This window comes from Candidatus Ornithobacterium hominis, from assembly GCF_900538215.1.
GTDB lineage: Bacteria > Bacteroidota > Bacteroidia > Flavobacteriales > Weeksellaceae > Ornithobacterium > Ornithobacterium hominis.
Map to the genome: position 1 here is coordinate 74,434 of NZ_UNSD01000002.1, position 19,235 is coordinate 93,668.

Annotated in this window: 18 protein-coding genes and 1 tRNA gene; 12 read left to right on the forward strand and 7 right to left on the reverse strand. The window is 35.4% G+C overall.

All coding sequences use genetic code 11. The features are described from left to right. The 5 genes from hemC to D5J18_RS00615 form a co-directional block, all read right to left on the reverse strand. Positions 1-942, reverse strand: coding sequence for a hydroxymethylbilane synthase (gene hemC / locus D5J18_RS00595; RefSeq protein WP_119057085.1), 942 nt, complete (start codon positions 940-942; stop codon positions 1-3). Continuing rightward, complete coding sequence (hemA, locus tag D5J18_RS00600; protein WP_119057086.1) at positions 939-2,192, reverse strand: glutamyl-tRNA reductase; 1,254 nt, start codon at positions 2,190-2,192, stop codon at positions 939-941. The genes hemC and hemA overlap by 4 nt, the downstream gene beginning before the upstream one ends. Positions 2,193-2,247: 55 nt before the next feature. Then, positions 2,248-3,774 carry a sulfatase-like hydrolase/transferase gene (locus tag D5J18_RS00605; RefSeq protein WP_119057087.1) on the reverse strand — a complete coding sequence of 509 codons (1,527 nt, stop codon included), beginning with the start codon at positions 3,772-3,774 and terminating at the stop codon, positions 2,248-2,250. 354 nt (positions 3,775-4,128) lie between these two features. After that, on the reverse strand, positions 4,129-5,775 hold the full coding sequence (locus tag D5J18_RS00610) for a DUF4270 family protein (protein ID WP_119057088.1): 1,647 nt from the start codon (positions 5,773-5,775) through the stop codon (positions 4,129-4,131). A gap of 15 nt (positions 5,776-5,790) precedes the next feature. Then, a complete protein-coding gene (locus D5J18_RS00615; protein WP_119057089.1) occupies positions 5,791-6,588 on the reverse strand; it encodes a glycogen/starch synthase in 798 nt (265 codons plus the stop codon). A gap of 133 nt (positions 6,589-6,721) precedes the next feature. On the opposite strand from D5J18_RS00615, the gene panC reads away from it, so the two are divergent. The 11 genes from panC to D5J18_RS00670 all read left to right on the forward strand — a co-directional run bounded on the left by panC (position 6,722) and on the right by D5J18_RS00670 (position 15,345). Next, positions 6,722-7,564, forward strand: coding sequence for a pantoate--beta-alanine ligase (gene panC, locus D5J18_RS00620; protein WP_119057090.1), 843 nt, complete (start codon positions 6,722-6,724; stop codon positions 7,562-7,564). A 14-nt stretch (positions 7,565-7,578) separates the two neighbouring features. Next, the gene (panD, locus tag D5J18_RS00625) at positions 7,579-7,926 is read left to right on the forward strand and encodes an aspartate 1-decarboxylase (protein ID WP_119057091.1); all 348 of its coding nucleotides are present in this window, start codon (positions 7,579-7,581) and stop codon (positions 7,924-7,926) included. A gap of 6 nt (positions 7,927-7,932) precedes the next feature. Then, positions 7,933-8,910 (forward strand): lysylphosphatidylglycerol synthase transmembrane domain-containing protein, encoded by a 978-nt coding sequence (locus D5J18_RS00630; RefSeq protein WP_119057092.1) that lies wholly within the window; start codon positions 7,933-7,935, stop codon positions 8,908-8,910. A 68-nt stretch (positions 8,911-8,978) separates the two neighbouring features. Further along, positions 8,979-10,487: a glutamate--tRNA ligase gene (gene gltX / locus D5J18_RS00635; RefSeq protein WP_119057093.1), complete on the forward strand. Its 1,509-nt coding sequence runs from the start codon at positions 8,979-8,981 to the stop codon at positions 10,485-10,487. 65 nt (positions 10,488-10,552) lie between these two features. Further along, positions 10,553-10,945, forward strand: coding sequence for a DUF6973 domain-containing protein (locus D5J18_RS00640; RefSeq protein ID WP_119057094.1), 393 nt, complete (start codon positions 10,553-10,555; stop codon positions 10,943-10,945). Further along, positions 10,923-11,846: a 1-aminocyclopropane-1-carboxylate deaminase/D-cysteine desulfhydrase gene (locus tag D5J18_RS00645; RefSeq protein ID WP_185124676.1), complete on the forward strand. Its 924-nt coding sequence runs from the start codon at positions 10,923-10,925 to the stop codon at positions 11,844-11,846. The genes D5J18_RS00640 and D5J18_RS00645 overlap by 23 nt, the downstream gene beginning before the upstream one ends. Continuing rightward, positions 11,843-12,889, forward strand: a complete 1,047-nt coding sequence (locus tag D5J18_RS00650; protein WP_119057095.1) for a glucosaminidase domain-containing protein — start codon at positions 11,843-11,845, stop codon at positions 12,887-12,889. Before D5J18_RS00645 ends, D5J18_RS00650 begins: the two co-directional genes overlap by 4 nt. Beyond that, on the forward strand, positions 12,889-14,169 hold the full coding sequence (hemL, locus tag D5J18_RS00655; protein WP_119057096.1) for a glutamate-1-semialdehyde 2,1-aminomutase: 1,281 nt from the start codon (positions 12,889-12,891) through the stop codon (positions 14,167-14,169). The genes D5J18_RS00650 and hemL overlap by 1 nt, the downstream gene beginning before the upstream one ends. A gap of 51 nt (positions 14,170-14,220) precedes the next feature. Beyond that, positions 14,221-14,294: transfer RNA gene (locus D5J18_RS00660), tRNA-Ala, on the forward strand. Between the two features lie 578 nt (positions 14,295-14,872). Next, complete coding sequence (locus D5J18_RS00665; protein ID WP_119057589.1) at positions 14,873-15,082, forward strand: transcriptional regulator; 210 nt, start codon at positions 14,873-14,875, stop codon at positions 15,080-15,082. Continuing rightward, a complete protein-coding gene (locus D5J18_RS00670) occupies positions 15,070-15,345 on the forward strand; it encodes a virulence protein (RefSeq protein ID WP_119057097.1) in 276 nt (91 codons plus the stop codon). The genes D5J18_RS00665 and D5J18_RS00670 overlap by 13 nt, the downstream gene beginning before the upstream one ends. 1,192 nt (positions 15,346-16,537) lie before the next feature. On the opposite strand, the gene D5J18_RS00680 is transcribed toward D5J18_RS00670, so the two are convergent. Next, positions 16,538-16,813 (reverse strand): hypothetical protein, encoded by a 276-nt coding sequence (locus tag D5J18_RS00680; protein WP_119057099.1) that lies wholly within the window; start codon positions 16,811-16,813, stop codon positions 16,538-16,540. A gap of 458 nt (positions 16,814-17,271) precedes the next feature. On the opposite strand from D5J18_RS00680, the gene D5J18_RS00685 reads away from it, so the two are divergent. Then, a complete protein-coding gene (locus D5J18_RS00685; RefSeq protein WP_119057100.1) occupies positions 17,272-18,402 on the forward strand; it encodes a porin in 1,131 nt (376 codons plus the stop codon). A 28-nt stretch (positions 18,403-18,430) separates the two neighbouring features. Here D5J18_RS00685 and murI read toward each other — a convergent pair whose 3' ends face one another. Then, positions 18,431-19,228 carry a glutamate racemase gene (gene murI, locus D5J18_RS00690; RefSeq protein WP_119057101.1) on the reverse strand — a complete coding sequence of 266 codons (798 nt, stop codon included), beginning with the start codon at positions 19,226-19,228 and terminating at the stop codon, positions 18,431-18,433. Between the last annotated feature and the right edge of the window lie 7 nt (positions 19,229-19,235).

Consider the following 19,235-nt stretch of genomic DNA (forward strand, 5'->3'; position numbering starts at 1 on the left):
TTAGATATATCTTTTTATTTGCTCTACGATATCGCCAGCACCTTTTGCCAATGCCTTTTCTGCCATTTCCGTTCCTGCCTGAGTAGCTTCTGAAAATTCAAACTTCTCTTCTACCTCCACTTTTTGTTCGCCGCCCAAACTTAAAATTGCTCCTTGAAAATGCATTTCCTTACCCTTAACTTTCGCTAAGGCGCCAATGGGTGCCGTGCATCCTCCTTCTAATCTTCGGAGAAAAGCTCTTTCTGCGAGTGCTGCTTGATGCGTTGACTGATGTGTAAGCGCTGATAAATCCAAATCTTCCCGAGCTACAATCCCCACAATTCCTTGTGATGGCGCTGAAATCATATCTTCTAGAACTTGGTATTTCAAAGCCTTTTTTTCAAGGCTTTGTAAAATTTCGCTACGTTCTAATCCTGCATAGGCAAAAATGGCTCCGTCCCAATTATTGTCTAATAACTTCTGTATTCTTAGTTGCACATTCCCGCGTAAATCTGTTAATTCATCTTGTGGGAATTGATGCAACCAAAAAGCTTTTCGGCGAAGACTTCCCGTTGCTATTATTCTTTTTTCTTTTTGAGCCCAATCTTCTGATTTATAGACTAAAATATCTTGATAGCTCCCACGAGGTAAGCAAGCCGCTAGGTGTAATCCATCAGCTAACTGTGTCGGCACATCTTTCAAGCTATGTACAGCAACGTCAACTTCTTGGTTGATTAAAGCAATGTCTAAAGTTTTGGTGAAAACGCCAGTTATACCAAGCTCATAGATTGGCTGAGATAAGCGTAAATCTCCTTCTGAAGAAATTGGTATAATTTCAGTTTCGTACCCAAATTCCTTCAGCTTTTCTTCAGCTTTTTGTGCCTGCCAAAGTGCTAGTGGGCTTTTCCGAGTTCCGATACGTATTTTTTTGCTTTTAGGACTTTCACTCTTAGCCTGACTCATTTTCTTTCTTGCTTTAATTCTAAATGAAAAATTTCATTGAATAAATTGATGGTTTTCTCGGCTTCTTCTTCAGGACTATCCATAACATAGCTGGCAAATTGATTGGTCATTTTTTGAATTAAACTAGTACTTAACGATTTTTCTGAAATCTCTATCTCTTTTTTCTCTAATTTTCGTTTTTCAAATTCAGCCAAAAACTCCATTCGCTCTCTGAATGCTTCTATCGCGGGTACGAATTTTCTACTCTCCAGCCATTCTTCAAACTCCCACATATTCAGCCGAATAATCGTTTCTACTTTAGGAATTTGGCTTTGCCTGTCTTCTAAAGTTTGATTTATAGTTTGTGATAATTCATCTACATTCACTAATGTGACATTTGGCAATTCCTTCACATCGGCATCTACATTTGCTGGAATCGACAAATCGACAAGCAGCAGGGGTTTGGTTGTGCTAATCATTTCTTTGAATATCACAGGTTTTGATGAACCAGTAGAAACTATAAAGATATCTGAATCATTCAAAATTTTATCTAAAAACTTATAATTCACTTGATTGACTTGCAACTTATCGCTTAATTTCACGGCTTTTTCGTTAGTTCGGTTGATGAGCGTTATTTGGTCATTATGGGTTTGTTTCACGAGATTTTCACAAGTATTTCGCCCAATTTTTCCCGTCCCGAAAAGTGTGATTTTTTTATTCTTAAAATTTTGAAATTGGTGAATAATGTATTGCACTGCAGCATAAGAAACCGAGGTTGCTCCATCACTAAGGCTGGTTTCATTTTTGATTTGTTTGCTTATACGAACTGCCGTGTCGATAAAACGTTCTAAATGAGCATTTGCAGAGCCCGCTTTTTTAAATTTTTTAAAGGCTATTTTAATTTGTCCTAAAATTTCAAAATCACCTAAAATTTGACTTTCCAAACCTGATGAAACTCTGAAAAGATGTTCTAATGCATCTTTCCCGTTTTTTTGAAAAGTAATTTGTCTAAAGGTTTCTACATCACCCTCAACCTGCTTACAATAAACCTCATACATTTTATCTGGTTCTTCTGCAAAAAAGTAAATCTCGGTACGGTTGCAGGTAGAAATCACAAACAGATGCTGAATGCCTATTAGGTTCGACTCAATGACTAATGAACTGATCAAATGGTCAAAAAAAGCAAACTTCCCTCTGGTTTTCACGTCTGCTTTTTCATAACTTACTCCAATTACATAAAACTGATTCAGCGATTTGGCTTCTTTCAACATAAAGGCAAAGATACTGATTTTTATATTTTTTTAAGCCTTAAAAATTTTACACTAATTATTTCACTCCTTTTTCTTCCGTTAGAATTTGCTTGAATTTAGCTACCAAAGCAGGGTTTTCTAGAGCAATATTGTTTTTCTCTTGCGGGTCAAGTTTCAAATCATATAGTTGTTCGTCTTTAGAGAGCCCAGTCTCAATGCCTGTTTCCCACGCAACTTTAGCTGGTCGCTCTGTGGCTTCTATGTATTTGTAGCGTCCATCGGTAAGGCTCATATTCAGGCGCAAAGCCTCTTGCACTACGTAATCTCTCCCCGTTGAGTTGTTCCCCAGCCAAGCTTCCCATTGATTTTGCGTATCTGGAGACTGATTTTCATCGAAATTTTGATGCGTGAAAGCTGCTAAATTAGCTAATAAATCCACTTGACTGATGAGATTGTATGAAACCTTTGGTTGAATATGGTTTTGCCAATAGATAAACATCGGCACACGTGTCCCAGCTTCGTAAGAGCTATATTTGCCTCCTCTTAAGCCTTGCCATGGGTTGTGTTCGCCAAGCAATTCTTTTGCTTGGTCTTGGTAGCCGTCATCCAACACAGGACCGTTATCGCTAGAAAAGATGATGATGGTATTGCTGAGTAAATTTTCATCTTTGAGAAATTGAGTCAACCTCCCAACACTTTCATCCAAAGATAAAATCGCATCACCGCGCAATCCGTAGCCCGATTTCCCTTGGAATCTCTCGTGTGGCATGCGTGGAACGTGAATATCATTGGTATTCAACATTAAGAAAAAGGATTCTTCTTTATTTTTTTGAATAAATTGAATGCTTTTCTCTACAAATTGGTCGGCTAAATCTTCATCTCTAAATAAAGCTGACTTGCCACCGTATTGATACCCGATGCGACTAATCCCGTTGACAATTGTCATATCATGACCATGTGAGGGTTTTAATCTTAGCATTTCCGGATTTTCTCTTCCTGTTGGCCAATCACCAATTTTCCGTTTGTAGCTGACTTGTATAGGGTCATTAGGATCTAAATTTACTATTTGCCGTCCTTCCATCAGGACAATGGGTACACGGTCTGAAGTAGAAGGCATAATGAAATTATAATCAAAGCCTATGTCCATCGGCGAATTACTGATGTTTGCATTCCATTCCGGGCCATCTCCTCCCCCCAAACCTAAATGCCATTTCCCGACGATCGCCGTGCGGTAACCTGCTTTTTTCATTACCGATGCCACGGTTTGCCTTCCTGCTGGAATCAGGGCTTTGGCGTCACCAGCTACAACTCCTCTTCCTTTTTTTCGCCAAGCGTATTCACCTGTCAATAGTGAGAATCGAGAGGGTGTACTTGTGGCCGCTGTCGCATAAGCACGCAAATGCTTCACTCCATTATTGGCTAGAAAATCTAAATGTGGCGTTGGAATCTTACCTCCGAAGCTGCTTAAATCTCCATAACCAACATCATCGGTATAGATGATAAGGAAATTTGGCTTTTGTACTGATTCTTGTTTTTTACCTTTTTGAATATAACAAGATTGTAGAAAACCAACTCCAACCAAAAGATAATTCCACTTTTTCACCGCTTTGTTTTTTATTGATTAAGCCTTAAAGATATAAAATTTAACTCCTAGTGCATTACCAAACGTGATTTGTTTTTTCACTCGCTTAAGTTTCTTTAGGACTCAAATTTATTGGACTATTTAAATTATGCTAAGTCTTGTGATTTTGACTAAAATTAGCTAAAATCCCTGCTTTTAAGTTTTCGAATATTATAAACATACGATTTTCAGATAGGTTAACTTCCATTTCACTGAAACAATCGGATTAATCAATTATAAATCAAACGCTTAATGACTAATTGTTTTATAATCAATATTTTCTCAATCTAGTATTTCTTGTAGCTTATTTAAATTTTCCAAGCTAGCTTTAATGCATTACGATTTTTTTTTAGTATATCTGATGATTAACTTTAAACTTTTGTCGCTAGAATTTTCTCCATGAGCGATTAATCTATACGGATTTTGAACTTGATCGGTTGCCCAATAGTAGGGTGGCTGATATTGAATACTTTGACCTGGATTGTAGTAATTTCCTATATTAATGGCTAAATCTGGATTAGTTGCATTTTCTTCCACAATATTTTTTATCAATCTTGTGATTTTCAATTGATAGTAGCCTTTTTTATTGTTATATTTTCTACTAATATCCGCAAAAATAAATGGTGTTTGCCCCGCACGATTATTTCCTACATAATCATCTATCAAACTTTTCTTAGTATAATTATATAGATACAAATATGGTGGCAAAGCTAGATTCTTTTGCATGCCATGATTGGGGTAGACGCGTAGGTAAGCTTCGATAATCGCCCACTTATTTTTTTCTGCCGTCGTTTTGAAATCCGAGAGTTGCTTATCATCTATATGCAATTTTGCAAAAGAGCCTCCCATACCTTCTAAATATAGATTAGAAGACTGCTGAGTGGTATAATCAATACTGCCTCTCTCATTTTGAATCTCACTTTGTAGAACATTGTAAGCCCCCCCTAAACTTAACTGATAAGTAGCATTCAACCTTGGTTGTAGTACTTTTACATCACAATTTTCTTCTCGGTCATCTATTCCATTATGATTTGCATCTTTGAAATCTTCATTTACCCTGTTGTAATAAATATTCAACTGCATTTTAGATGGATTTATTCCTAATAAAAAGCCTTGGTCATTTCCTACCGAAATTTTTAAACCCTTTAAAATTTTATTCACAAAATAAGCTTGATTACTTAATTGAGATGGTTTTTTTAAAATCTCATTTTGCACAAGTCTATTCAGTCCTGTTAACTTTACTTTGATGCTAGGTACGCTATCTTGTAATATGGTGTTTTTTCTAGCGCTATCAACTTTAGCTCTTAGGTTTAAATTGTAAACATATTCTGTAAAAGCGTATTTATCAATTTCTTTTTCGCCAAGCAAATCTCCTGTCTTAAAACTTCTCTTGCTGTAAAAAGCTGTATCGATCGACAACATCGGCTCAGAAACTTGATGAACTTGTAGTGTCATTTTTGCTTCTTTGTTCCCATAAATTGAATCTAATTCAAATTTTCTGAATTCACGGTAAGTGAGTATTGTATCTGTCACCTTTTGGCACTCATCACCAACTTTTTTTACATAAGTAGTCTTTAAAAGCTCTTTTTTTACACTTAGTGTGTCTTTCACAAAACCTAAGACAGGGATAGATAAAACAATAGAATCCAATTGTGGGTCTTGGCCAAATTTAGGATTTAAAGCAGATAATCTAGGCTGAACGAAAAAAGCACTTTTTGTTTTCCCAAAAACAGGCTCATCATAAACGCCTACCACCGCCCCAGATAATAAATTGACTCCCCCACTGCTATTGAGTGCTTTTCTATCTGAGCGAATGGAATCTTCAAATAGATTAAAAACTTCTACATTTATCTCTTGCTCTTCAAAAACGGTATTACCATTTCCTAATACTCCAGCTCCCACTAATTTATCTTCTTGCTCACAACTAGATAAAGAATATAATCCGAAAATGAACAAAAAAACTCTACTCCAAGCTTTTCCCATAAAATATTTGATTTTTTAGTCTTTCACTTCACAAAGCGAAGGATACAGTTCACAAAGGCTTTCCGCCACTGCATATTCTTTGAAAGATTTATCTGTTTTTTTAATATAATCCATAATTTCATCTGGCAAGACTTCATCGCCTTGCACTACCACATCAGCGTGGTCTATTCCCACTTTCAATAAATTATTAAAAGTCGGCTTTTTTAAATGCTCAAATTCTTTTTCATCAATTTTATCAAAAGCAATTTTACTCATCATATCATCGCTCAGAATCCCTTCAAAGGGCTTATCAAACAGCGAATAAACGATTTTAATTTCATTAAAGAAGGGGTCGTCAGCGTAGTAAGTTTTCAAGTAAAGCGGCATCAGTGCAGACATCCACCCCTGTGCATGGATGACATCAGGTTTCCAGTTCAATTTTTTTATTGTTTCTAGAATTCCTTTCGTGAAAAAAATTGCACGCTCATCATTATCCTCATAGAACTCACCAGTTTTTTTATCCTCATAAATACCTTTTCTTTTAAAATACTCCTCATTATCAATAAAGTAAACCTGCATGCGGTCATTGGGCAACGATGCTACTTTGATGATTAAAGGTTGGTCTATATCATTAACAATCATGTTCATTCCAGAAAGCCGAATCACCTCATGCAACTGATGCCGGCGTTCGTTTATCGTACCAAACCTCGGCATAAAAATCCGCACATCATTTCCCTGCCCGTTCGTAATTCTAGGTAACTCTAGCGCTGCGTTTGAAAGTGTATTTTCTGGCGTGTAAGGAATTAACTCTGATGAAACATAAAGAATGCGCATAAATCTAATTTTGAATAAAACTTTTCTATCGTAGTTTTTCTTATAAAATATTAGCAAAAGTACAAAAAATCATTGAAAATACATTTCATAGCTGTAGCTTTGCGATTAGTTGGCAGAAATTTAACATTTAAATATGGAAATATTTTTTGATTTTTTAAGCCTTAAAAAATATTTAGAAGAAATTCATTATCAAGGCAAAAGCGTAGGATTCACCCCCACCATGGGCGCCCTGCACCAAGGGCATCTATCGCTACTGCAAAAGTCTGTAGCTCAAAACAAAATCAGCATATGCTCTATTTTTGTGAACCCCACGCAGTTTAACAATATCGAAGATTTAAAAACTTACCCTAGAAATCATGAAAAAGATGCTGATTTGTTACAAAAAAATCACTGCGATATTCTATTTCTACCCTCTGTAGAAGAAGTTTACCCCGACGGTGAAAAGTCTGAACACTTTGATTTCAATGGGCTAGAGCATGAGATGGAAGGAAGATTCCGCCCAGGGCATTTTGATGGCGTTGGCACTATTTTGCACAAACTCTTCAGCGCCATTCAGCCACACAGAGCTTATTTTGGCGAGAAAGACTTTCAGCAACTGAGAATCGTGCAAACTTTGGCTCAGAAATTTTTCAAAGCTTTAGAAATTGTTCCCGTAGATATTTACAGAGAAGAAAACGGCTTGGCGATGAGTTCACGTAACACCAAACTCAGTGCAGAGCAACGGAGAGAGGCCAGCATCATCTACAAAACTCTGGCTCGTGTGCAGCAAATCATTACCAAAGAAAATTTTCAAAAAATCGATGAGATAGTTAATACCGCTTTTGAGGCCTCTTCTCTAAAATTGGAATATTTTATCATCGCTAACGAAGAAAATTTAAAACCCTTAGAAAATTTTGACAAAAGCCAACCCATGCGTGCATTCATCGCTGCCTATGCTGGCGGTGTCCGATTAATTGACAATATGAAGTTAAATTAATTTATCTTTGCGCTATGCAAATACAGGTTTTCAAATCCAAAATACATCGTGCAACCGTTACTGGCGCAGAACTCAACTATATGGGGAGCATCACCATAGACCCGATTTTGATAGAAGCCGCTGGGATGCTCGTAGGTGAACGCGTACAGATTGTCAACATCGACAATGGTGAGAGACTTGAAACTTACATCATCGAAGGCAGAAGAGGTTCTGGTGAAGTTGTTTTGAACGGCCCTGCTGCTAGAAAAGTTCAGCGAGGTGATAAGGTCATCATCATCGGCTACGCCTTTTGCACACCAGAGGAAGCTGCTGAGATAAAACCTCAGATTATCTTCCCCGATGACAATAATCAACTGAATTAATTCTCTATGGGCATATTGCTCAAAAACACTTTAGCGCTGTGCATCTCCTTTTTGCTAGCAGTTATATTAATTTGGTTTGCCTTTCGTGGAATTGATTTGGAGCGAATCAAATTATCCTTCGCCAACGCCAATCTTTGGTGGATTTTCATCTCAGTAGCTCTCGGCATTGGAGCGTATTGGCTTCGGAGCGAACGCTGGAAAATCCTGTTAGAACCCATCAATCCCAATATCAGTAGCAAAGACTCTTTTATAGCTATTTGCATGAATTATCTTTGGAATCTCATCATTCCTCGCTCGGGCGAATTGGCTCGTTGCACATCGCTCTATTCAATCACCAAAACGCCTGTTGACCAATCCTTTGGCACCGTAATTACTGAACGAGCCATTGACATTTTATGCTTTGGTGTCATTTTTCTATTTACCTTATTTTTCAATTTTGATTTGGTTATAAATTTATTTAAACAAATCTCTTTTCAGGAAAGATTGAATAGTATTCCCAGTTGGAGCATTCTTGTTGGAATTTTTTTTATCATTTTCATTTTTCTTTTTCTCAAAAAAATCAAAAAACTTTCTTTTTATTCTAAATTCGAAAAAATACTTCAAGGAATTTTCCTCGGCTTAAAAAGTATTCAGAAAATACGCCAAAAGAAATTATTTCTGCTCTACACTTTTTTGATTTGGTTGGCTTATTTTCTAATGACTTATCTTATCGTTTTTGCACTCCCTGCCACACAAGAAATCAGTTTAGCTCAAGGCTTTTACATCCTCTTTGTTGGTTCCATTGGCATGATGATTCCTGCCAGTGGAGGTATTGGAGCTTATCATGCCGCGATGCGATTAGGGTTTATCACACTAGGATTTTCAGCCGAAACAGGTTTAGCTTTTGGATTTTTAGTCCATACGCCACACACGTTAATCTCTTTATTTTTAGGGCTTTTAGCTTTTATTTTAAATTTAAAAAACCAAAAATTTTTAAAGGCTTAGAAAATTATTATTGCATTCCGCTTTAAATAAACTATTCTGATGCTTATTTTTGTCCCAAATTCATATCAATGAGTCAAGTTAGAGTTCGTTTTGCCCCTAGCCCCACTGGCCCATTACACATGGGCGGCGTACGCACAGCATTATTCAATTATTTATTTGCCAAAAAATACAATGGCAAGTTTCTGCTTCGCATTGAAGATACCGACCAAAAACGCTATGTGGAAGGTGCCGAAGATTACATCATCAAAGCCCTGAATTGGTGTGGGCTAACTCCCGATGAAGGACCAGAAACTGGCGGAAATTTCGGCCCATACCGTCAATCGGAAAGAAATGATATTTACCAAAATCACATTCAAACGTTGCTCAACGAAGGCAAAGCTTATTACGCTTTTGATACCGCCGAGGAGTTAGAAAATCTGAGATTAGCTGCAGAAAAAAGAGGTAATGCTTTTCTCTACAATTCAGCAAATAGAAATGAATTAAAAAATTCCCTCAGCCTTGAAAAATCTGAAGTCGAAGAACTTCTGAATCAAAAAACACCTTTTGTAATTCGATTTAAAATTCCTGATAATGAAACGATTAGAGCTCACGACATTATCCGTGGAAATATCGTAGTAGAAAGCAACACCTTAGATGATAAAGTTTTGTTCAAATCAGATGGATTACCAACTTATCATTTTGCCAATATTGTTGATGACCATTTAATGCGCATCTCGCACGTCATCCGTGGCGAGGAATGGCTACCTTCTTTACCATTGCACATTTTGCTCTACAGAGCTTTTGGCTGGGAAGCGCCACAATTTGCACATCTTCCATTAATTCTAAAACCTGAAGGAAAAGGGAAATTAAGCAAAAGAGATGGTGAAAAATTAGGATTTCCAGTGTTTCCATTGGCTTGGGAAACTGAAAATGGAATTCATGACGGGTATCGAGAATCTGGATACTTGCCTGGTGCGTTCATCAATATGCTAGCGCTGCTGGGCTGGAACCCTGGCACCGAAGAGGAAATCATGGATTTTCCTAGCTTGATTCGCTTGTTTGATTTATCTAAAGTAAATAAGTCTGGCGCACGATTTAATCCTGAAAAAGCCGTATGGTTCAATCAACAATATCTGCAGCAGTTGACCAGTAAGGAACTTTTAGCTTCGTTCCAAGAAATCATCAAAAGTCGCCAAATTCAGCCAAACGACGCTTTTGACTTGAAAGTGATTGACGCCGTAAAGGAACGTGCAAGTTTCGTCAAAGACCTTTGGGAAAATGCTTCGTTTTTTTACCAAGCGCCACAAGTTTTTGATGAAAAAGGTGTGAAAAAAGTTTGGAAGGAGGATACAGAAGAAATTTTAAAGAATTTTCTAAGCCTTCAAAAAAATATCGAAATTTATTCAGCAGAAAACATTCATGATGAAATTCAAAATTTTGTGAAAACTCAGGAAATAGGATTTGGAAAAATCATGATGCCACTACGCTTATCAATTGTTGGGGCATTGCACGGGCCAGATATTCCACTGATGATGGAACTTCTAGGTAAAGATGAGATCGAAAAACGAGTTCAATTTTTTATAGATTACAGCCACTGAAAACAGAAAATTTGAAACAAAATTTTGATACGCTACGGCGGCTATCGCTATCAATATGCTCTGCGATGTTCTTCACATTACTGAAGCATCCGTGGCTGATTTTACCGAGCGTGAAGGCGACTTTGCGTTGCTCTGTAGCTGCAGAAGCCCATTTTGCAGATAGTCATTACGGTGAAGGCGAAGCGAATGCTTACAAACACGTTTTATGGAATATTTTTTTGGCTGACTTTAGTCGTTTTTGGCTTAAGACTCCCGAAAAAAGAATTTTTTGGGCAAAAAAGATTACCGATTTGCACGAGCAGTGTTTCCCTAATTTACCAGCTTCTCAAAAAATGGATTTGGAAAATAATGAATTAGGCCGAAAAATTTATTTAAAACATTATAAAGATGTCAAAAAATCAAAAGATTGGGAATTTATTGCCCTGAAATATAAAAATGAATTTAGCCGCCTTACATAACATTTCTCCTTGCCCCATTCAAAATGTGAATATGCCGCTTCTGGAAGAGAGAAATATTAAGCTTGACATTTTGAGAGAAGATATGAATCATCCTCTCATTCAAGGGAATAAGCTACGAAAACTGAAATACAATATTCTAGAGGCACATCGGTTGGGGTTTGAAACTATTTTGAGTTTCGGAGGGGCGTTTTCTAATCACATTTCGGCACTAGCAGCCGCAGGCAAGGCTTTTGGATTTAATTCAATTGGCGTCATCCGAGGTGATGAATTGACAAAGCAGCCACTCAATGTGACTCTAAAAGATGCTCAAGAAAGAGGAATGAAACTTGATTTTGTGAGTCGGTCTGCGTATAGGAGCAAAAATCACCCAGAATTTATAAAGACTTTAAAAAATCATTGGGGAAATTTTTTTATTGTGCCAGAGGGTGGCAGTAATGAACTGGGCGTGAAGGGCGTAACAGAAATGGTAGATGAACGCTTTTTAGATTATGATTTCATCACGACGGCAGTAGGTTCTGGTGGAACTTTGGCTGGAATTTTACAAGGCTTAAAAAATCAGAGAAAAGTATTAGGCTTCCCAGCACTTAGAAATGCTGATTACCTAAAAGATGAAATTGGAAAATGGACTAATTTCAGGAATTATGAATTTATTAACACATATCATTTTGGAGGTTTTGGGAAAATCCCTCCTGATTTAGTTACTTTTGCTCAAGTATTTTATGAATGTTCAGAAATTGTTTTAGACCCATTATACACTTCGAAGATGTTTTATGGGCTAATTGATTTGATTGAAAAAAATTATTTTAAACCTGGTACAAGATTGTTGGCAATTCATACTGGGGGCTTGCAAGGCATCTCTGGTGTAGAATCAAGAATGGGTAATTGGGTCAATAGATTATGAGAAAAAAATATTTTTTATACTTCTTATTTGCTATCGCATGGTGCAAGTCTATTTTAGCTCAAGATCGGGATATTGACTATGTACAGCGATATGCTCTCTTGGCAGTAAAAGAAATGGAAATTTATAAAATCCCTGCCAGTATTACGTTGGCACAAGGGATTTTAGAGACTGGTGGCGGGCAATCGAAACTTGCTAATCAAGCAAATAATCACTTCGGGATTAAATGTAAAACTGAATGGACTGGCGAAACTATAACTCATGATGATGATGCTCTAGGAGAGTGCTTTCGCAAATATGCAAGTGTGGAGGAAAGCTACCGAGATCATTCTAAGTTTTTAGCTGAAAGACCTTATTATAAAAATTTATTCAAATTAAATTTAACGGATTACAAAGCTTGGGCTCATGGACTAAAAAAAGCTGGCTATGCAACGAATCCTCGCTATGCTTATATTTTAATCAATAAAATAGAGAAACTTCATTTGCATCAGTTTGATTTAATTTCAAATCAAGATGTTTATGACCAATTGGTGAAATTATATGGCCCAGTCAGCCGTAAAATTGTTGACCCTAGCTACGAAGAAATCCTACCTAAAAACCCAGTGAAAGTAGCTGAAATTCAACCCCAAAAAGAGGAAAAAGAAGCAAACAAGAACTTTACTGTTGAGGAAAGTGCAACTCCGAGTAATCCTGTAGATAGAATTTTAGAACACCCCAACCATCTTGATTACATTGTAGTAGAAGCGGGTGAAACCATCAAAAAGATTGCTGATTTATTCAATATTTCTCAGAAAAATTTAATGCTTTATAATGAGTTAAAGTCTCCAAAGGATTTGAAAGCTGGTCAGTTTCTATTTTTCAATCATAAAAAAAACTGGGGGAAAGAGCAGTACCACACCGTGAAACCAGGCGAGACGATGTATCTCATTGCCCAAAAACACGCAATGAGAGTAAGTAAATTATATTACAAAAACCGGATGGAGAAAGGGCAAGAACCTCAGCCCGGTGACATTTTATATTTAAGAGGACGAAAACCAAAACAATAATGAGATACCAACGTAGCAGCGCACTTTTCAAAGAAGCACAAAATGTTTTACCTGGCGGTGTAAATTCACCAGCAAGAGCCTTCAAAGCCGTGGGCGGGACGCCTCCTTTTATTGATAAAGCTAAAGGAGCCTACATTTATGATGCCGATGGAAATAAGTTTGTAGATTACATCAACTCTTGGGGGCCGATGATTTTAGGGCACGCTCACCCCAAAGTAACCGAGGCTTTAATCAACCAAGTGGAGAAAGGAACTTCTTTTGGCACGCCGACGGAGTTAGAAACGGAAATAGCTCATCAGGTAATCAAGATGGTGCCAAACATTGATAAAGTCCGTTTTGTGAATTCCGGAACAGAGGCTTGCATGAGTGCTATTCGCTTAGCGCGAGGTTTTACTGGGCGAGAAAAAATCATCAAATTTGCTGGTTGCTATCATGGGCATTCTGATGCATTTTTGATTGATGCCGGAAGCGGATTAGCTACATTTGGCAAACCCAGTAGCCCTGGCGTTACACAAGGTACTGCCAAGGATACACTGATGGCAAATTACAATGATTTGGAATCGGTTCAAAGATTATTCCAAGAAAATCCAGAGCAAATTGCCGCCGTCATCATCGAACCTGTTGCGGGAAATATGGGTTGCATTCCTCCGAAAGAAAATTTTCTAAAGGCTTTAAAAAATCTTTGTTCTGAAAATCAAAGTTTACTAATTTTTGATGAGGTAATGACTGGCTTTCGACTAGCTATGGGCGGAGCTCAAGAACTTTTTCAGGTAGATGCTGATATTGTAACTTTTGGTAAAATCATAGGTGGCGGGCTTCCTGTGGGTGCTTTTGCTGCTCGCCGTGAAATTATGGATTATTTAGCTCCAGTCGGGCCAGTCTACCAAGCTGGTACTCTGAGTGGCAACCCATTAGCGATGTGTGCTGGGCTAGTGACTTTGGATCTTCTCTACAAACACCCTGAGTGTTTTAATGATTTAGACAGTACGACTTTAGCCATTGCTGAGGGAATTAATGACATTTTTAGTCAAAAAGGCATTGAGCACCAAATCAATATGGTGGGGTCTATGATTTCTATATTCTTTACCGATGTAAAAGTTGTAGATTTCGAATCAGCAAAGACAGCAAATAACCCTACATTTATTAAGTTTTATCATCATATGCTAGATGAAGGAATTTATCTACCGCCTAGCTCATTTGAAACTTGGTTTGTAGGATTAGCCATTAGTGATAAGGAAATTGATAAAACTTTGAATGCTATAGAAAAATTTGAAATTTAAAGTCTTTTTAAAAATTTATTTATTAAATTTGAAGTCTTAATCTTTTTTGATGGGGGATTAGCTCAGTTGGCTAGAGCGCTTGCATGGCATGCAAGAGGTCACCGGTTCGAATCCGGTATTCTCCACTAAGTATGCTTATAATCAGTTGATTAGAGATTGTGAGGACTAAATGAGGGACTAAAGTAAAATAATGATTCATTTTCATTTTGTTTTTAGGAATGCCTCAACCTATAAAATTATAGTATAGATTTGGAAATTTCCCGTGATATATGTTTTTTGTATATTTATATTTATATTAAATTAAATAAAGAAATAGATATAAACAGAAAAAATAAAAGAAAGAGAGAGAGCGCTTTTTTTTTAATTTTAAAAAATTTACAGAAAAAAACAATTAGAAGTGATTTAACGGATTTTTTTTCAAATGGAGTATTCTACCAAGTTTGAAAAAAATAGCTTAAAACGGCTAAAAACACCTTTAAAAGGCTAAAAAGAAATTATTCAAACATAAAGTTATGGGTGAACCAACTAAAATTGGAAAAATATTTTTTTTCTTTCAGTATTATATACGATACGAAGAAAAACGCTGGAAAGCCTGATTTTATCAGGGTAGTGATTGTAATAATTACAAAAAAATTGTATTTGATGACCCAAATAATCTAGAGAATAAGCATTGAAAAAAATGCTAACTTTGAAAAAAAAAGATATGATTACTAAATTTAAAATAGGAGAAAGAGTGTTAATTTCTCCACAAATAACAGGTTATTCTGATTGGGTAGAAGCTACTGTTTTCGAAATAGAAGAAAATCCATTTGTTGGAATAGTTATTAATGTTAAAACAGATGATGGTATTATTTTCTTTGAAAAAGAAGATATGTTTAAGCCTTTTAATGAAAAAGAATTATGTATGCAATAGCTTTTGATTTGATTATTTCTGACTTGAAAAAATATTATGGAGAGCCTTATCATAATGCCTATTCAGAAATTAAAAAGATTTTATTACAAAACAAATTCTATTGGATACAAGGAAGCACTTATGCTACTAATGGAGATTTATCTGTATTATTTTCTGCAATTCAAGAGTTAAAAAATATTGATTGGTTCCGTAAATCTGTAAGAGATATTAGAACTTTTAAAATTGAAGATTATTCAGACTTTACTCCAAAGTTTAAAGAGTAATAGTTCTATTGAATCTATAAGTTTTTTTTAGCCATAGCACCTAAACAAGTAAAAAAATTACAGAAAAAAAAACAATTAGAGGCGATTTAACGAACTTTTTTTCAGATGAAGTATTCATATCAAATTTGAAGAAAATAGCTTAAAACGACTAAAAAGGAGTTATTCAAACATGAAATTATGAGTGAACCAACTAAAATTTGAAAAATATTTTTTTTCTTTCAATTACTGCGGTAATGTTCCAAATTCTAAAAAAAACCTACTTCATTTTGTTTTTAGGAATGCCTTAACCTGTGAAAAATAATACGAGGTTAATGCTGTCTTTGGTTTTGGTCTAAAGGTTTCGTAACTTGCTGAAATTCTGATTTTTCAGACCTCTAAAACAAATTTTTTCTTTATTTCTGTAATTCGCTGATTTTCTGTTAAATAAAAGTTTTTCTGAGCTCGTATAGTTGTGTTGCAAGATGTGTATTTGTGCGCACAAAATTTTAAAAAATTTTTGCTTCAAATACCATCTTGCCCTTACGGGGTAAAAATCTTCGGAACTCCGATTTTTTTTAGTGAAGACCGCCTGAAACAATAACCAAAGAGAAACCTAATGTAAATGAGAGAGAGAGTACGCGCGCTCGAGCTTTTTTTTTTAGAAAAAATTTTCCGACGCACAAAAAACGGCTCAAATTAATTTTCCTTTTTTATGTTTCGTTTTAAGCGTATAAATTCAATTTCAAAAAAGAAAAATATATTATGCGGTAGATACAAGGCGTAGAGATGAATTTGAGCAAAAAAGACCGAAAATCAATAGCAAACACAGAAAGCAATTTTAAGCGATTTAAGGCACTTTTTTTGGCAGGTGGTTTGGGGTTCTACTTTCTGCTTTGACTTTATTAGGAAGTGGATATTTAGCCAAGAAATGGTATGATACAAGTGTACAAACAAAGCAGGAAGTAAGAGAAGAAATATTGCAACAAGTGAAAGATGAGGGAAGTTTAATTGTGTCAAAGGCTGAATATATAGCATTACGACACGAATAAAGAGTTGCTAAAAGGTTAGTATGAGGCTAATCCAGAGGATAGAAAATCATACAACACACACCGAAAAGCAATAATGAATTTAGAGCAGAATAATGAAAAAATATTCTTTGAAAATCCTGCATCTTCTGAATTTGGAAAGGGAGGTAGTAAAGTTTTTTTAGTTTTTATTTAAGTCTAATATCTTTATAAATACTATCCTTATCAGAATGGATATTATTTTCATTTATTTTTTGAAAATTCATTAATCTTAGCATATAATAATCAACTGAATCTTTATTATTATAAAAATCACCAAGTTCTTTTTTAAGATAAGCATTTGCCCCATCCACATCTCTTAAGAAAACATTAATTATTTTCTCTGACACACCTTCTTCTCTTGCTTTAGAACTATTGAATACATAAACGGTATCTTTTAATTCTAAATATTGAAAACCTATCAATGCCTCTTTTCTGTGAGTTTTGGATAATCTTTTCCTTCATTATATTTTTTTGAACAAGAAAAAATTAACAATAGACTTATAATAAAATATATTAAACCTTTCATTTAGTTTTTTTAATTAAAATTCAAAACTACATCGCCCACCTTTCGGATCACCTGTTCTATATCCTATTTTTAAATAATATTTTATTTTTTCATTTTGATTGAATGTATAAATAACACCAGTAGTTTAAAAAGTTCAAGTATTTCATAACGAATAAGTTTTAGTGTATGAGTTAAAAATAGGCAACTAATTTTTTTAAAAAAAATTGTATTGATTTTCTTGTGTCAAATGTAGCAAAAGAGTGGAATTTATAAAGGCTTAAAAAAAATTCTAGCTCAGTTTGTTGATTCAAATCATGCACAAACATTATTAATTTCATCTTTTTGATTTTAACTTTGTGTTCACAAAATCATTGTATGAAATATTTTTTCTCCTTCCAGAAAGCTTTATTTTTAATTTCATTCCCTACTCTTCTCCAAGCTCAAATCAAAGAAAATCCTTCTAATTCAGAAAATTCTTTGCTCCAATCTAGAAAACATAAAATCGGCTTTTTCTTTGTAGGAAATTACAATTATGGACTATCTAAAAACACTGATGCAAGTGGCAAATACAAGCCTGGTGCTGAAAGCAACAATGACTTTTCGCTTCGCTATGCACGATTGAACGGTACTTTCCATTTGAATCCAAAATGGCAAGCAAATTTTTTGTTTAATTTAGCTGATTTTAAACATAATAATTTGAAAAATAGGGTTTTAGAAATTGCTTCGGTAACTTACAAGCATAGCCCTTACCTCAATCTTCGGTTTGGGCAATTTAGGCCTTATTTCGGTGTAGAAAACATTTATATTGCACAGAATCAAAAGTCTGATTACCGTACCAATTCTTACCTGCTGATGGGCGCTAGCCACTGGCAAAGCTTCCAAATCGGAGCTTCACTCTATGGAAAAGTTAACTTAGGGGAAATTCCTTTGAAATATTATTTCAATGCCTACAACGGAAATGGGAAAAATAAACCCGCTGATGACGATGCCTACAAAAATTTCTCAACACGCTTAGAATATGAAGTTTTAAAAGGATTTACACTGGGAGCTAACTACGCTACGACTAAATACAAAGGTAAGCCAACGCGAGTCTTCACGTTTGATCTACAAACTGAATATCAACTTGCTAGGCAACTCAAATTCATCACCGAAAGCCAGTACGCTAAAGGACACAACATGAAAGAAATTAAGAATCAGGGTGTTGACAAATCAGCGGTAGATAATTATCAGTTTCAAAATTGGTATGTGACTTCACTTTTTCACTACGATACGCAACAAGAATTTCTCAAGGCTTTAGAATTTTCTTATCGCTACGAGGACGTGAATGCCATTCAAAAATTGAACAATCACCAAATCACACACACACCTTTTCTTTCTTTTTTGTTTGAAGAAAATAATAGTTTAAAGGCCAGCATTGGAGCTAAATTTAATCGCTATAAGAGTAAAAATATGAATTTTACTCCCAACGAAGATTCATTTATCTTTCAGCTTCAGTTTAATTATTGAAAAATTTTTAAAGCCTTTGAAAATGTATTCATAATTTTTTTTCTTCTAATTGAATATTTTCACTAAAATTTTTCTTGCTGAATTTAATAAAATTTAAAGTTAAATCAGAAACAAAAAACGCATCTTGTAATCCATTTTCTGACTCCATTTGATGATCAACCAAAAAACGTTTTAACTCATTAGCAACAATCAGTGGAGAATTGATTATCCTTACTTTCCCTTCATAAAAAGCATTTATCTCTTTTTGAATCAAAGAAAAATGCGTACAACCCAAAATTAAACTATCTATATTTTGCAACTTTTTATGCGATAAATAATGATGTATCGCCTGATGGGCTATTTCTTTTTTTGACAGACCTTCTTCTACAATTGGCACTAGAAGCGGCGTCGCTAGCTCATAAACTTGAATATGCTTATTAAACCCTCTAATTTTTCGGGTATACATTTTTGCATTTATCGTTGCCTGCGTAGCAATCACACCCACCTGCTGATCAAAACCAAAGGCTACTTTCTCTGCTACTGGAGTTATAACGTCAATGACTTTTATCTTCCTCTCCCGAGCTAAATTTTTAATTTCTTTCAATGCATTCGCCGAGGCTGAATTACAGGCTACAACAATAATTTTACAATCTTGTTCTAGTAAAAATCGTGTAGCCTTTTGACTATATTCTTTGATTGCTTGCGCAGATTTTTGCCCATAAGGCAAATGCTTCGTATCTCCAAAATAGATTATATTCTCTTGCGGGCAAAAGTTTTTAATTTCTTTAGCGATGCTTAACCCACCTACGCCTGAATCAAAAATACCAATGGGGCGAGAATCTATCATGCTACAA